Annotated in this window: 10 protein-coding genes; 7 read left to right on the top strand and 3 right to left on the bottom strand. The window is 72.4% G+C overall.

Annotated features, from left to right (window positions below; all coding sequences use genetic code 11):
• Nucleotides 1–30: 30 nt before the first annotated feature.
• Both ABZ386_RS17565 and ABZ386_RS17560 read right to left on the bottom strand, forming a co-directional pair.
• Nucleotides 31–780: an ABC transporter permease gene (locus ABZ386_RS17565; RefSeq protein WP_358965033.1), complete on the bottom strand. Its 750-nt coding sequence runs from the start codon at nucleotides 778–780 to the stop codon at nucleotides 31–33.
• Nucleotides 777–1,688 (bottom strand): ABC transporter ATP-binding protein, encoded by a 912-nt coding sequence (locus ABZ386_RS17560; RefSeq protein ID WP_358965032.1) that lies wholly within the window; start codon nucleotides 1,686–1,688, stop codon nucleotides 777–779. Before ABZ386_RS17560 ends, ABZ386_RS17565 begins: the two co-directional genes overlap by 4 nt.
• A gap of 227 nt (nucleotides 1,689–1,915) precedes the next feature.
• Here ABZ386_RS17560 and ABZ386_RS17555 point away from each other — a divergent pair, with 227 nt between their 5' ends.
• From ABZ386_RS17555 to ABZ386_RS17535, 5 genes are all read left to right on the top strand, one after another.
• Nucleotides 1,916–3,715, top strand: a complete 1,800-nt coding sequence (locus tag ABZ386_RS17555) for an ABC transporter ATP-binding protein (protein ID WP_358965031.1) — start codon at nucleotides 1,916–1,918, stop codon at nucleotides 3,713–3,715.
• A complete protein-coding gene (locus tag ABZ386_RS17550) occupies nucleotides 3,712–5,583 on the top strand; it encodes an ABC transporter ATP-binding protein (protein ID WP_358965030.1) in 1,872 nt (623 codons plus the stop codon). Before ABZ386_RS17555 ends, ABZ386_RS17550 begins: the two co-directional genes overlap by 4 nt.
• A gap of 267 nt (nucleotides 5,584–5,850) precedes the next feature.
• Entirely contained in the window at nucleotides 5,851–7,908 is a 2,058-nt protein-coding gene (locus tag ABZ386_RS17545) for a M4 family metallopeptidase (RefSeq protein WP_358965029.1), read from the top strand.
• Nucleotides 7,909–8,103: 195 nt separating this feature from the next.
• Nucleotides 8,104–9,750: a M4 family metallopeptidase gene (locus ABZ386_RS17540; RefSeq protein WP_356668729.1), complete on the top strand. Its 1,647-nt coding sequence runs from the start codon at nucleotides 8,104–8,106 to the stop codon at nucleotides 9,748–9,750.
• Nucleotides 9,751–9,813: 63 nt separating this feature from the next.
• Complete coding sequence (locus ABZ386_RS17535; protein ID WP_355716300.1) at nucleotides 9,814–10,350, top strand: DUF1990 domain-containing protein; 537 nt, start codon at nucleotides 9,814–9,816, stop codon at nucleotides 10,348–10,350.
• Nucleotides 10,351–10,398: 48 nt separating this feature from the next.
• Here ABZ386_RS17535 and ABZ386_RS17530 read toward each other — a convergent pair whose 3' ends face one another.
• The gene (locus ABZ386_RS17530) at nucleotides 10,399–13,017 is read right to left on the bottom strand and encodes a glycosyltransferase family 1 protein (RefSeq protein WP_358965285.1); all 2,619 of its coding nucleotides are present in this window, start codon (nucleotides 13,015–13,017) and stop codon (nucleotides 10,399–10,401) included.
• A gap of 276 nt (nucleotides 13,018–13,293) precedes the next feature.
• On the opposite strand from ABZ386_RS17530, the gene ABZ386_RS17525 reads away from it, so the two are divergent.
• Both ABZ386_RS17525 and ABZ386_RS17520 read left to right on the top strand, forming a co-directional pair.
• A complete protein-coding gene (locus ABZ386_RS17525) occupies nucleotides 13,294–14,496 on the top strand; it encodes a S8 family peptidase (protein WP_358965028.1) in 1,203 nt (400 codons plus the stop codon).
• A gap of 215 nt (nucleotides 14,497–14,711) precedes the next feature.
• Nucleotides 14,712–15,568, top strand: an 857-nt coding sequence (locus tag ABZ386_RS17520) for a maltotransferase domain-containing protein (RefSeq protein ID WP_358965027.1), incomplete at its 3' end; no start/stop codon positions are given.

Raw genomic sequence — 15,568 nt, 5'->3', positions numbered from 1 at the left:
CACGGCCCGGCCCCCCTCCCCCGGCTCCGGTCATTCCCAGCGGAACCAGCGGGCGGCCGACACCGAGAGCACCGCCGTCCACGCCGCCAGCACGGCCAGGTGCCCCCAGCCCGGCCAGTCGCCCGCGGCGGCCTGGTCCAGGGCCCGCGCGGCGGCCCCGAACGGGGTGCACTGGACGACGCGGGCCAGCAGGTCCGGCATGGCCTGCACCGGCATCCACACCCCGGCGCAGAACATCATCGGGAAGAACACGGCGGTCCCGATGGCCGTCGCGATCCTCGTCGTGCGGGCCCGGGCCGAGATGACCGCTCCCAGGGAGAGGGCGGCGAGCACCGCGAGGAGCAGCGCGACCAGGTATCCGGCGGGCTGCTGGGGCAGCCGTACGTCGTACGCGAGCCGGCCGACCGCGAGTGCGAGCAGCGCGGAGGCCACGGCGGCCAGGCCGTTCACCAGCATCTGGGCGGCCAGCAGGGACGCGGGCCGGACCGGGGTGGTGGACAGCCGGCGCAGGATGCCGTTCTCCCGGTAGCCGGTGAGGGTCGGCGGCAGCGCCTGCACCCCGGCCATGATCAGGGCGATCAGGACGCTCACGGGCACGTAGACGTCGACGGTCCGCAGCCCGCCGAGCCCGTCCTGCGCCTCGCGGTACGACGGCACGGCGCCGAGGATGCCCAGGAGCAGGCTGGGGAAGAGCAGGATCCAGAAGAGACTGCCCGGTTCCCGGCGGAAGAGCCGGAACTCGCTGCGCAGCACAGCGGGGTCGATCAGGGCGGTGCTCATGCGGAGGCCTCCGTCAGGTCCAGGAACGCGTCGTCCAGCGTGGCGTCGGTGACGCGGAGTTGGTGGGCGGTGATGTGGCGACGGGCGAGCAGGGACAGCACGGCGTCGACGGTGTCGTCCGTGCCGGACAGCGTGATCCGGCCGTCCTTGTTCTCGATCCCGGCCAGGGCGGGGAGTTCGTTCAGCTCACCGTCGTCCAGGGGCGCGGACGGGGTGAAGCTGATGACGGTGGCGCCCGCCGAGCGGCGGATCAGCCCGGCCGGGGTGTCCAGGGCGGCCACCCGGCCCTGGTCGATCACCGCGATCCGGTCGCACAGCCGCTGCGCCTCCTCCATGAAGTGCGTGACGAGCAGGACGGTGACGCCCCGCGCGCGGACGTCCTCGACGAGCTGCCAGGTGTCGCGGCGGGCCCGCGGATCGAGGCCGGTGGTGAGTTCGTCGAGGACGACGATCCGGGGGTCGCCGATCAGGGCGAGCGCGATGAACAGGCGCTGCTTCTGGCCGCCGGAGAGCTTGGCGAAACGGGTGGTCAGCTTCTGCTCCAGGCCGAGGCGTTCGGCCAGCGGACGCCAGTCGGCGGGGCGCGGATAGAACGCGGCGTACAGCTCCAGCGCCTCCCGCACGGTGAGCTTGGGCTGAAGCCGGCTCTCCTGGAGCTGGGCCCCCAGCACCCGGGCGACCCGCTCGTGGTCGGCGAGGGGGTCGAGGCCGGTGACGCGGACGCGTCCGGAGTCCGGTACGCGCAGCCCCTCGACACACTCCACGGTGGTGGTCTTCCCGGCACCGTTCGGCCCGAGGATCCCGAAGATCTCCCCCTCCTCCACGGCGAAGGAGACACCGTCGACGGCGGGACGGCCCGCGTAGCTCTTGTGCAACTCGGTGACTTCGATGACAGGTGCGGTCGGCATACGACGAGGATCGCGGCGGGGCGGGGCGGCGCACATCGGCCGTCGCGCTCGAACGGGCATCAGCCGATCGGTTGATGCGGCGATACGACTCGGCGGGCGCGGCCGCGCGACTGGGCGGGCACCGCCGTGCGGCCCCTCGAACACGCAGGTCGCAGGACCGGCGCCCGACCCGGGTCCGGCGGAAACTCGGTGGGCAGTGTCAGTGGCGATCCGTAGGCTCGCTGCTGATGGCCACGACACCCGCCCCCGCCCAGGACCGTTCCGTCGTGCGCACGCTGCTGCGCCTGTGGCCGTACGTGCGGCCCGTGCGGGCGCGGCTGTTCACCGCCGCGTTCGTGGCGATACTGGCCTCCTGCACGGGCCTGGTGATCCCGCTCGTCCTGAAGTGGATGGTGGACGGACCGGTCGCCGACCGGGACCCGGCCGGGGTGTGGCTCGGCGCGCTGTACCTGCTGCTGCTCGGCTTCGCGGAGGCCCTGCTGTTCGGCCTCAGGCGCTGGCTGGTGGCCCGTCCGCTGTCGCACGTCGAGGCGTCGATGCGGGCGGCCCTGTACCGCCACCTCCAGCGGCTGCCGGTGTCCTTCCACGACCGGTGGGCCTCGGGGCAGTTGCTGTCCCGGGGGACGACGGACCTGATGCTGCTGCGCATGTTCCTCGCCTTCCCGCTGACGTTCCTGCTGGTCAACGGGGTGACGATCGTCGTCGGCGTGGTCATCATGCTGCTGCAGGACTGGACGCTGGGGCTGGTCATCCTCGGACCCGCCGTGCCCGTCATGGTCACCTGCCTGGTCTTCGAGAGGCGCTACGCCGCGGCGGCGCGCCGCGCCCAGGACCAGGTCGGCGACCTGACGACGGTCGTCGAGGAGAGCGTGCTCGGCGTCCGCATCATCAAGGGCTTCGGCCGCCACCGGAGTCAGGCGCGGGCGTTCCGGGAGCTGTCGCGCAAGCTGCGCGGCACGGAACTGCGCAAGGCGCGGCTGCTGGCGACGATCTGGGGCGTCATCGTCACGCTGCCGGAGGTGGCGATCGGGGCGGCGCTGGTGGTGGGGGTCGTCCAGGTGGCCGACGGGGCGCTGTCGGCGGGCACGCTGGTGGCGTTCCTGTCGACGGCGCTGGCGCTGCGCTGGCCCGTGGAGTCGATCGGGTTCCTGCTGGCGATGAGCCAGGAGGCGGCGACGGCGACGGAGCGGTACTTCGAGGTGATGGACGAGGAGCCCGAGGAGGCGGCGACCGCCCCGATTTCCGCCCCGACTCCCCAGGAGGAGAAGGGACTTCGCCTCGACGGCGTCACCTTCCGCTACCCGGACGCCCCGCCCGGCACCCCGCCCGTGCTCCGGGACATCGACCTGCACATCCGCCCGGGCGAATCCATGGCCCTGGTCGGCGCGACCGGCAGCGGCAAGACCACCCTGACGGCGCTCATCCCCCGTCTGTACGAGGTGACTTCGGGCCGTATCACGCTCGACGGCGTCGACATCACCGCCCTGTCCCGTGAGGCGCTCCGCGCCAAGGTCGCCGTCGCGTTCGAGGAACCCACGCTCTTCTCGGCGTCCGTCGGCGACAACGTTCTCATGGGCGCCGGCGACAGCGCCGGTCCGGCCGAGCTGGAGCGCGCCCTGGCCGTCGCCCAGGCCGACTTCGCGCACGGGCTGCCGCAGGGGACGGACACCCGGGTGGGCGAGCAGGGCCTCAGCCTCTCCGGCGGGCAGCGGCAGCGCCTCGCACTCGCGCGGGCCGTGGTCGGACAGCCGGAGTTCCTCGTCCTGGACGATCCGCTGTCGGCCCTGGACGTGCACACCGAGGCCGCCGTGGAGGCCGCCCTGCGGCAGGTCCTCGCGGACACGACGGCCCTGATCGTGGCGCACCGCCCGTCCACGGTGCTGCTCGCCGACCGGGTCGCGCTGCTGTCCGGCGGCCGGATCGCCGCGGTCGGCACCCACCAGGAACTGCTGCGGACGAACGCCGAGTACGCGCACCTGATGTCCGGGGCATCGCCGGGGTCAGGGGAACAGGAGGACGCACGATGACGGCGGCCACCACCACCGCACCGGCCGGCGACAAACCCGGCGACCGGCCCCCCGGCACCGCCGACACCGGCGACACGGGTGATCCCTTCGACAAGGACGTCCTGCCCACTCCCCCGGGCGCCACCGCCGCCCTGCTGCGCTCCCTGCTCGCGCCCCTGAAGGCCCGCGTCACGGTCACGACGCTCCTGCTGCTGCTCCAGCAGGCGGTGGTGCAGGCGGGCCCGCTGCTCGTCGCCTACGCCATCGACCGTGCCGTGCCGGCGTTCCGGGCGCACGACCACGGGCCGCTGATCGCGGTCGGCGCCGGCTACCTGGGGTGCGCGCTGGCCGCGGGCGGACTGCAGTGGGCGTTCATCGCCGCCGCGGCCCGGGTCAACCAGGACGTGCTGCTGGACCTGCGCGGCCGGATCTTCCGCCACGCGCAGGCGCTGAGCGTCGACTTCCACGAGCGCTACACCTCGGGCCGGCTCATCTCCCGCTCCACGACGGACGTGGAGTCGCTGCGCGAACTGCTGGACGAGGGCCTCCAGGAGCTCGTGACGGTCGTCCTGTCCTTCGTCTACATCTCGGCGATGCTGCTCTGGCTCGACCTGGGCCTCGGGGGCGTGGCGGTGGCGTCCCTGGTGCCGCTCTACGCGCTGGTGCGGCTGTACCAGCGGCGGGCCGGGCGGGTGTACCGGGCGCGGTCCACCGCGATCGCGGCCGTCATCGTCAAGTTCGTCGAGACCATGAACGGCATCCGCCCGGTGCGCGCCTTCCGCCGCGAGGCCGCCAACGACGCCGACTTCGGGGCGCTGAACCGGCGGCACGAACGGACCAACGGCGACGCCCTGCTGGAGATGGCCCGCTACGTCACCGGCTCGCGGCTGGTCGCCAACACGGCGGTCGCGGCGATCGTGCTGTGGGGCGCCTACCGGGTCGCGGACGGCACGCTGGCCCTCGGCGTGCTGGCGGCGGCGGTGCTGTACCTGCGGCGGCTGTACGACCCCATCGACCGGCTCGGGATGTTCCTCAACTCCTACCAGTCGGCGGCGGCCTCGCTGGAGAAGATCGCCGGGCTGCTCGCCCAGACCCCGTCCGTGCCCGAGCCGTCGAACCCCCGGCCGCTCCCGCCGCTCGAGAGCGAGCACCCGGGCCGCGAGGTGGTCTTCGACGGCGTCCGCTTCGGCTACCGCACCGGCGGCGAGGTGCTGCCCCGCTTCGACCTCACGCTCCCCGCCGGGCAGACGGTCGCGGTCGTCGGCTCCACGGGCGCCGGCAAGTCGACGCTGGCCAAGCTGCTGGCCCGGTTCTACGACCCCTCCGACGGCCGGGTGCTGCTGGACGGCGTCGACCTGCGCGACCTGGCCGTGCCGGAGCTGCGGCGCGGGGTGGTCATGGTGACGCAGGAGGCGTTCCTCTTCTCGGGCACGGTCGCCGACAACATCGCGATCGGCCGCCCGGACGCCACCCGCGCGGAGATAGAGCAGGCGGCGAAGGAGATCGGGGCGCACGACTTCATCACCGCCCTGCCCGACGGCTACGACACGGACGTCCGCAAGCGGGGCGGCCGCATCTCGGCCGGGCAGCGCCAACTGGTCGCGTTCGCCCGCGCGTTGCTGGCGGACCCGGCGGTGCTGATCCTCGACGAGGCGACCAGCTCGCTGGACATCCCGGGCGAGCGTGCGGTGCAGCGGGCGATGGCGACGGTGCTGAGGGGCCGTACGGCGGTCGTCATCGCGCACCGGCTGTCGACCGTGGAGATCGCGGACCGCGTCCTCGTGATGGAGGGCGGACGGATCGTGGAGGACGGCGAACCGGCCGGACTCATCGCCGGCACGGGCAGGTTCGCGGATCTGCACCGGGCGTGGCGGGACAGCCTGGCGTAGCCGCCGCGCGCCGTGGGGTCGGTCCTGCCGACCTCACGGCAGCCGCTCCTCACGACAGCCGCCCCTTACGACAGCCGCTCCTTACGCGTCCGCATAGCGAACATGAACTTCCGGTCAACGAACCTTTTCCGGCCAATGTATTGACGCGCCCCTGACAGAAAGCGCGCTCCCCTGCCACGCTTCCCGCGACTGCTCCACGGCAACCCCACGGCAACACCTCCACCTCCCCAGGCCGGGCGACCCCCGGTCCCGCAGAAGGAGTCAGTGTTGAGAAGCAGTTCCTCGGAAAGAGGCACCTCCCACAGACGCACTCCCCACACTCCCCGCCACACCGCGGCCGTGGCCCTCGCCGGCGTCGCCGCGCTGATCGCCGCCGCCGTGCAGAGCGGCACCGCCACCGCTGCCCCGGAGAAGGCACCGCAGGCCGCGAGCAAGGCGAACCCCGGCTCGGAGTCGGTCCGGCTCACCCCCGCGCAGCGCGCCGCGCTGATCCGCGAGGCGGACGCCGCCAAGACCCGGACCGCGAAGGACCTCGGCCTCGGCGCCAAGGAGAAGCTGGTCGTCCGTGACGTCCTGAAGGACCGGGACGGCACCGTGCACACCCGCTACGAGCGCACCTACGACGGCCTGCCGGTCCTCGGCGGCGACCTCGTCGTGGAGAGCACGAAGGCCGACGACACCGCCGCCGTCGTGAAGGCCACCCGCGCCGCCATCGCCCCGGCCACGACGAGGACCGCGGTGCCCGCCGCGCAGGCCCGGCAGCAGGCACTGGCCGCCGGGAAGGCCGAGGAGGCGAAGAGCCCCGGCATCAACCGCGAGCCCCGCAAGGTGATCTGGGCCGCGAGCGGCAAGCCGGTCGTGGCGTACGAGACGGTCGTCGGCGGCTTCCAGCACGACGGCACCCCGCAGGAACTGCACGTGATCACCGACGCCACCACGGGCGAGAAGCTGTACGCGTGGGAGGCCATCGAGACCGGCACCGGCCACACGGTGTACTCCGGCACGGTCGACCTCACCACCACCCAGTCCGGGTCGACGTACACCCTCACGGACGGCGCCCGCGGCAACCACAAGACGTACAACCTGAACCGCGGCACCTCCGGCACCGGCACTCTCTTCTCCGGCCCCGACGACGTCTGGGGCAACGGCAGTCCGTCGAACCTGGAGTCGGCCGCCGCCGACGCCCACTACGGCGCGGCGCTCACCTGGGACTACTACAAGAACGTGCACGGGCGCAGCGGCATCCGCGGCGACGGCGTGGGCGCGTACTCCCGGGTCCACTACGGCAACAACTACGTCAACGCCTTCTGGTCGGACAGCTGCTTCTGCATGACCTACGGCGACGGCTCCGGCAACGCCAACCCGCTGACGTCGATCGACGTGGCCGCGCACGAGATGACCCACGGGCTCACGTCCAACACGGCGGGCCTCAACTACAGCGGCGAGTCGGGCGGTCTGAACGAGGCGACCTCCGACATCTTCGGCGCGACCGTGGAGTTCTACGCCAAGAACTCATCCGACGTCGGTGACTACCTCATCGGCGAGGAGATCGACATCAACGGCGACGGCACGCCGCTGCGCTACATGGACAAGCCCAGCAAGGACGGCGACTCCAAGGACGCCTGGTACTCGGGCATCGGCTCGATCGACGTGCACTACTCCTCGGGCCCGGCGAACCACTTCTTCTACCTGCTGAGCGAGGGCAGCGGCACCAAGACCATCAACGGTGTCACGTACGACTCGCCCACCTCGGACGGCCTTCCGGTCACCGGCATCGGCCGGGACAAGGCGGAGAAGATCTGGTTCCGCGCGCTGACCACCAAGTTCACCTCGACCACCAACTACGCGGGCGCCCGCACCGGCACCCTCGCGGCCACCGGTGAGCTCTACGGCACCGACAGCGCCGAGTACAAGGCGGTCCAGGACGCGTGGGCGGGCGTGAACGTCGGAGCCCGCTCCGGCGGCGGCGGGGGCGGCACGTCCTTCGAGAACACCGCCGACGTGGCGATCCCGGACCGGGGCGCGGCGGTCACCTCGTCGGTCACCGTCTCCGGCCGGACGGGCAACGCGCCCTCCAACCTCCAGGTCGCCGTGGACATCGTCCACACCTACATCGGCGACCTCAAGGTGGAACTGGTCGCCCCCGACGGCACGGCCTACACGCTCAAGGGCTACGGCACCGGCGGCAGCGCGGACAACATCGCCACCACCTACACGGTGAACGCCTCCTCCGAGGCCGCCAACGGCGTCTGGCAGCTGCGGGTCCAGGACAACGCGGCCCGCGACACCGGATACATCAACAGCTGGAAGCTCACCTTCCCGTAGCCCCCACGGCAGGGCGTCGCCCCGGCGGGTTCGAATCCCCCGGGGCGGCGCCCGTTTCACGCTCCGGATGTCCACCTCATCGTCGATTTCCGGCCAACATCACCACACTCACCTGACATGCACACGCCCTAAGTGCCACTCTTCCCCCACCCGCCGCACAGCACCACAGCAGTTCCCCCACATCTAGGAGCTCGTGTGACCACCCCCCGCTACGCGCGTCACAAGCGCACCACCCTGACCATCGCCACCGCAGTCGCGGCCGGCGCCCTGCTCACCACCGGCCTGACCTCCGGCAGCAGCGTCGCCGCCGACGCCACGGGCAAGCCGGCGCTCGCCGCCGCCCCCGTCCTGCTCACCGCGCCCGCCCGCACCGCGCTCATCAAGGAGCAGCAGGCGGACGCCGCCGCCACCGCCGACGCGATAGGCCTCGGCGAACAGGAGAAGCTGGTCGTCAGGGACGTCGTGAAGGACGCCGACGGCACCGTGCACACCCGCTACGAGCGCACCTACGCGGGCCTGCCGGTCCTCGGCGGCGACCTCGTCGTGCACGAGTCGGAGTCCGGCGAGTCCCAGGGCGTCACCAGAGCCACGAAGGCCGCGATCAAGGTCGCCTCCCTCAAGCCGGCCGTGCCCGCCGCCAAGGCGGAGAAGCAGGCCGTGACGCTCGCCAAGGCGGCCGGCTCGGAGAAGACCGAGGCGAACGCCACGCCCCGCAAGGTGATCTGGGCGGCCGACGGCAAGCCCGTCCTCGCCTACGAGACGGTCGTCGGCGGCCTCCAGGAGGACGGCACGCCGAACGAGCTGCACGTGATCACGGACGCCGCCACCGGCAAGAAGCTCTACGAGTACCAGGGCATCGAGACCGGCACGGGCAACACCACCTACAGCGGCAAGGTCACCATCGGCACCACGAAGTCCGGGTCGTCCTACACCCTGACGGACGGCACGCGCGGCGGCCACAAGACGTACAACCTCAACCGCGGCACCTCCGGCACCGGCACCCTCTTCTCCGGCGCCGACGACGTCTGGGGCACCGGCAGCCCGTCCAACCTGGAGACCGCCGCCGCCGACGCCCACTACGGCGCCCAGGTCACCTGGGACTTCTACAAGAGCACCTTCGGCCGCAGCGGCATCCGCAACGACGGCAAGGCCGCCTACTCGCGCGTCCACTACGGCAACAACTACGTCAACGCCTTCTGGTCCGACAGCTGCTTCTGCATGACCTACGGCGACGGCTCGGGCAACGCCCACCCGCTGACCTCGCTCGACGTGGCCGCGCACGAGATGAGCCACGGCCTGACCTCGGCCACGGCCAAGCTGAACTACAGCGGCGAGTCCGGCGGTCTGAACGAGGCGACCTCCGACATCTTCGGCGCGGGCGCGGAGTTCTTCGCCAACAACTCCTCCGACGTCGGTGACTACCTCATCGGCGAGGAGATCGACATCAACGGCGACGGCACGCCGCTGCGCTACATGGACAAGCCCAGCAAGGACGGCGACTCCGCCGACGCCTGGTCCGCCGGCCTGGGCAGCCTGGACGTCCACTACTCCTCCGGCCCCGCCAACCACTTCTTCTACCTGCTGTCGGAGGGCAGCGGCTCGAAGACGATCAACGGCGTGACCTACAACTCACCCACCTCCAACGGCTCCACGGTCACCGGCATCGGCCGCACCAAGGCCCTGCAGATCTGGTACAAGGCGCTGACGACGTACATGACGTCGACGACCAAGTACGCGCAGGCCCGCACGGCCACCCTGAACGCGGCCTCGGCGCTGTACGGCGCGTCCAGCACCGAGTACAAGGCGGTCGCGGCCGCCTGGTCGGCCGTCAACGTCGGCTGACCGGAGCACGGCTCAAGGGCGGTACCCGGACCGAAGGCGGGTCCGGGTACCGCCCTACTCTTGGTGACCGTGTCTTATCCGGATCCGCAGGACTTCACCTACGCCGACGTCGGCGCCACCCGCGACCAGGGCTTCTGCCCGCCGGGCTTCCATCCCATGAACGTCCGCACCCGCCTCGGCGAGGGCGAGGAGGTCTTCCGCCGGGCGTCGGAGGCCGTCCTCACCTGGGAGATGCACCGGGCCCTGGGCGTCGGCATCGACGCCGGTGCGGACCGCGCCGCCCCCGGCGTCGACGTCACCGTCACCCTCGCCGGCATGATCAAGGCCCCCTGCCGCGTGGTCTGGACGGTGGAGGAACCCCGCCGCGCCGGCTGGGCCTACGGCACCCTGACCGGCCACCCCGAGTGCGGCGAGGAGTCCTTCGTGGTCGACCGCACGGGCGACGGCACGGTCTGGCTGACGGTGAACGCGTTCAGCCGGGGAGCCAAGTGGTACGCGAGGGCGGGCGGCCCGGCAACCAGAGGCTTGCAACACGCATACGCGCGACGCTGCGGCAGCGTCCTACGGAACCTCGCGACACCCGGGGGTGCAGGTACCTAGGGGCGCGGGGAACTGCGCGACCAGCCCCCACGCACCCGCAGCCAACCCTCAACGCATCAACAACCCCGCAGCCGCTACCAGTTCCTCGGAAGGCCCGGCCACCAAGCCCAACTCCGCGCTGGAAGCCAACAGCCGATGCGCCGGAAGGATCCGCACCGTATACCCAAAAGGCCCGGTGCGATCCAGGGACAAGGCCCCTTCATAAACCCACCGCCCATCCTGCTCGGCGGAGCCCACCGGCTTCAGGGGAACAACCGTCGCGTCACCGATCCGGTCCTCCTCGTCCACCCGCCCCGAGACGACCTGCACCTCCACGTCGTCCGGCCCGAGATCCCCGAGCCCGACCCGCACCCGAAGCCCCAGCGTCGTACCCAGCTCCGCCAGAGTCTCGGACGCAGACGTCTCCACATGGTCGACGGTGACGGCCGGCCAGGCCCCCCGCACCCGGCCCTTCCACTCCGCGAGATCCCGCGCCGCGTCCGGATCCATCGACCGGTGGGCGAGCGCCGCCGGCGCGTAGAGCCGCTCGACGTACTCCCGGACCATCCGCCCGGCCAGCACCTTCGGCCCGAGCAGGCTCAGCGTCTGGCGGACCATCTCGATCCACCGGTCGGGCAGCCCGCTCTGCCCGCGCTCGTAGAAGCGGGGCGTCACCCGCTGCTCCAGCAGGTCGTACAGCGCCGCGGCCTCTACGTCGTCGCGGTGGTCCGGGTCGGTGCCGACCCCGTCGGCCGTGGGGATCGCCCAGCCGAAGTCGGGCTGGAACCACTCGTCCCACCAGCCGTCCAGCACGGACAGGTTGAGGCAGCCGTTGAGCGCCGCCTTCATCCCGGACGTGCCGCACGCCTCCAGCGGCCGGAGCGGGTTGTTCAGCCAGATGTCGCAGCCGGGGTAGAGCTTCTGCGCCATCGCCATGCCGTAGTCCGGCAGGAACACGATCCGGTGCCGCACCCGCGGGTCGTCCGCGAACCGCACCAGCTCCTGCACCAGCCGCTTGCCGCCGTCGTCCGCGGGGTGCGCCTTGCCCGCGACGACGATCTGGACGGGCCGCTCGGGGTGCAGCAGCAGCTCCATCAGCCGGTCACGGTCGCGCAGCATCAGCGTCAGGCGCTTGTACGACGGCACGCGCCGGGCGAAGCCGATGGTGAGGACGTCCGGGTCGAGCACGCCGTCGATCCAGCCCAGCTCGGCCGTACCCGCGCCGCGCTGCCGCCAGGAGGCCCGCAGCCGCTCGCGCACCTCCTCGACGAGCTGTTCGCGCAGGCCCCGCCGCAGCTCCCAGATGTCCTGGTCGGGGATGTCCGCCACCGTGTCCCAGCGGTCCGAGCCGCCGACGGTCAGCGCGTCCTCGGCGCGCTGGGCACCGATCTGCCGGGCGCCGAGCCGGAACACCTCGGGGGCGACCCAGGTCGGCGCGTGGACGCCGTTCGTCACGGACGTGATCGGCACCTCGTCGGGGTCGAAGCCCGGCCACAGGCCGGAGAACATCTCGCGGCTGACGTTGCCGTGCAGCAGGGAGACGCCGTTGGCGCGCTGGGCCAGGCGCAGGCCCATCACGGCCATGTTGAACAGGTTGGGCTCCCCGCCGGGGTAGGTCTCCATGCCGAGCCTCAGGACGCGCTCGACGTCGATGCGGGGCAGCTCGGCGTCGGGGCCGAAGTGCCGGGCGACCAGCTCGCGGTCGAAGCGGTCGATGCCGGCCGGGACGGGGGTGTGCGTGGTGAAGACCGTGCCCGCGCGGACTGATTCCAGCGCGGAGTCGAAGTCGAGGCCCTCCGCGCAGAGTTCGGCGATGCGTTCCAGTCCGAGGAACCCGGCGTGTCCCTCGTTCGTGTGGAACACCTCCGGCTCGGGGTGACCGGTCAGCCGGCAGTACGTCCGTACCGCCCGGACCCCTCCTATGCCGAGCAGCATCTCCTGGAGCAGCCGGTGCTCGCTGCCGCCGCCGTAGAGCCGGTCGGTCACGCCGCGCTCGCCGAGGTCGTTCTCCTCGACGTCCGAGTCCAGCATCAGCAGCGGGACCCGGCCGACCTGCGCCTGCCAGATCCGGGCGTGCAGCTGCTTGCCGCCGGGCAGGGCGAGGGCGACCTGGGCGGGGGTGCCGTCGGGCTCCTCCAGCTGCACGACGGGCAGCTCGTTCGGGTCGAGGACCGGGTAGTGCTCCTGCTGCCAGCCGTCCCGGGACAGGGTCTGGCGGAAGTAGCCGTGGCGGTAGAGCAGGCCCACGCCGATCAGCGGGACACCGAGGTCGCTGGCCGCCTTCAGATGGTCGCCGGCGAGGATGCCGAGGCCGCCGGAGTACTGCGGCAGGGCGGCCGTGATGCCGAACTCGGGTGAGAAGTAGGCGATCGCGGCGGGCAGTTCCTCGGGCTGGGCCTGGTACCAGCGGTCGCCGGTCATGTAGTCGTTCAGGTCGCCCGCGACCGCGGCGAGGCGGCGCAGGAAACGGCGGTCCTGGGACAGCTCGGCGAGCCGCGCGGGCGGCACGCTGCCCAGCAGCCGGACCGGGTCGCCGCCCGAGGCGGCCCAGCGCCCGGGGTCGACGGACTGGAACAGGTCACGGGTCTCCGCATGCCAGGACCAGCGCAGGTTGCGGGCCAGATCGCTGAGCGGCCGGAGGGGGTCGGGGAGCACGGGTCGGACGGTGAATCGACGGATCGCCTTCACGGGTTCCACCTCGGCGCGTTGCAGGATGACGCAGGGCTTCATCGACGTCTCCTACGACAGTACCGGCGTCGGTGCCGCCACCGCCGACGCTCCGCCACGGCGCCCCCGATCGGCCTGAACAGGACCGTCCGCGGATATTGGCCGATTCCGCCCCCATAGGCGTCCTTGTGGTGCTTCACCCGCCACGAGAGGCTGCCCCTGGCGTACCGGCCCGCGCCGGCCGCACGCGGCACCGCGCGGCAGCCGTACGCCGAGTCGAGGAGGGGAACTCGGACCATGGCACGGACGCGACAGCGGCGTCTGCGCCGGACGGGGGGCCTGGCCGCGGTGATCTCCGCCGTGGCGTTTTCGGCCATCACCCTGCCCGCGCACGCCGTACCGGAGGGGCGGATAACCGGCGCCGGAGGACCCGGCTCGGTGCACGGAAGTTACCTGGTGACACTGGAGAAGGGCACCCGGGCACCGTCGGCGGCCGGAAAGGACCTCGCCGAGAAGTACGGGGTGGAGATCAGCCACACCTACGGCACGGTCCTGAACGGCTACGCGGTCCGGGCCGACGAGAGACGGGCCCGGCGGCTCGCCGCCGACCCGCGGGTGGCCTCCGTCGTCCAGGACACCCGGGTGCGGCTGGACCGGACGCAGCGGAACCCGCCGTCCTGGGGGCTGGACCGCGTCGACCAGCCGGAGCTGCCCCTGGACGGCGGCTACACCTGGCCCGATGCGGGGGGCGCGGGGGTGACGGTGTACGTGCTCGACACCGGCGTCCGGACCACCCACCAGGACTTCGGCGGCCGGGCCGGCCACGGCTGGGACTTCGTCGGGAACGACCGGACGGCCGGGGACGCCAACGGCCACGGCACCCACGTCGCCGCCACGGTCGCCGGGAAGAGGTATGGCGTCGCCAAGAAGGCGCGGATCGTCGCCGTGCGTGTCCTCGACGCGGCGGGCGCGGGCACCACGGCCCGGGTGATCGCCGGGATCGACTGGGTGACCCGGCACGCGAGGAAGCCGGCGGTCGCGAACCTCAGCCTGAGCGGACCCCGCAACGCGCAGCTGGACGCCGCCGTCCGCGCGTCCATCGCCTCCGGCGTCACCTACACGGTCGCCGCGGGCAACGACGGCAGGCCGGCCGGTCTGTACTCCCCGGGGGGCGTCAAGGAGGCGCTCACGGTCGGCGCGACCGACCGCGGGGATGCAAAACCGGCCTTCTCCAACCACGGTCCGGCGCTCGATCTGTTCGCCCCGGGCGTCGGCATCGCCTCCGCGTCGGCCGCGAGCGACACCGCGCGGGCCGTGTTCTCGGGTACCTCGATGGCGTCCCCGCATGCCGCCGGCGCGGCCGCGCTGCATCTGGCCGACCATCCGAAGGCGACTCCGGCCCAGGTCACGAGGGCTCTGGTCGCGTCGGCGGCGACCGGGAAGGTCTCCGGGCGGGGAGTCGGTTCGCCGGACAAGTTACTGCGGGTGCCGCGGGGGTAGGCGGAAGCAGCGAAGACGCGCAGGGGCCGGCCTCGTCCGCCGCGGACGAGGCCGGTCTTGTGTGTCGACATACGCGTGAGTAGTTAACAAAGTGCCGGATTGCCCACCCGAATAGGGTGGGAAGGCTCCTCCGGGTACCCCTCTCAGGAGCACCAAGCAGGACCCACCTCCCCACATACATCCGCCCACCCACGTTGACGCGGACAGGAGCGGTCATGCCCGCCAAGCACCAATCGCCAGCACCCCCCAACCGCCGCACCACCGGGGCGCACGCCTCCGGCGGCGAAGCACACCCCGTGCGCCCGGCCGACACCGGTCCACCGGTCCCGCCACCACCCCAGGTGGGCGGGGCGACCGCCGTAGGGCGGATACCCGTTCTCGATGTCCGCCCGGTCGTCCAGCACGGGCGCCGGCCGGCCAAGGCCGTGACCGGCGAGACCTTCGAGATCTCGGCGACCGTGTTCCGGGAGGGGCACGACGCGGTCGCCGCCAACGTCGTCCTGAGGGATCCCGAGGGCCGTCCCGGCCCGTGGACGCCGATGCGGGAGCTGGCGCCCGGGACGGACCGCTGGGGCGCCCGGGTCACCGCCGGGGAGCCCGGCCTGTGGTCGTTCTCGGTGGAGGCGTGGGGCGACCCGGTCAGCACCTGGCGCCACCACGCCCAGATCAAGATCCCGGCGGGCATGGACACGGACGTCGTCCTGGAGGAGGGCGCCCGCCTGTACGAGCGGGCGGCCGAGGGCGTGCCCGTGGAGGAGGGCCTGCGGGACGTGGTCCTGGCCGCCGTCGACGCCCTGCGGGACGAGCACCGCCCGGCGGCGTCCCGGCTGGCGGCGGCGTTGACGCCGGAGGTGGACGCGGTCCTGGCCCGGCATCCCCTGCGGGACCTGGTCACGACCTCGGAGCCGCTGCCGCTGCTGGTGGAGCGCGAGCGGGCGCTGTACGGCTCCTGGTACGAGTTCTTCCCCCGCTCCGAAGGCACTCCCGAGCGGCCCCACGGCACGTTCCGCACCGCCGCCCGACGGCTGCCGGAGATCGCCGCGATGGGCTTCGACGTGGTCTACCTGCCCCC

This window comes from Streptomyces sp. NPDC006140 (assembly GCF_040628815.1).
Lineage (GTDB): Bacteria > Actinomycetota > Actinomycetes > Streptomycetales > Streptomycetaceae > Streptomyces.
Note: the sequence above shows the minus strand (reverse complement) of the source record. Positions and strands in the feature narration are given on the sequence as shown.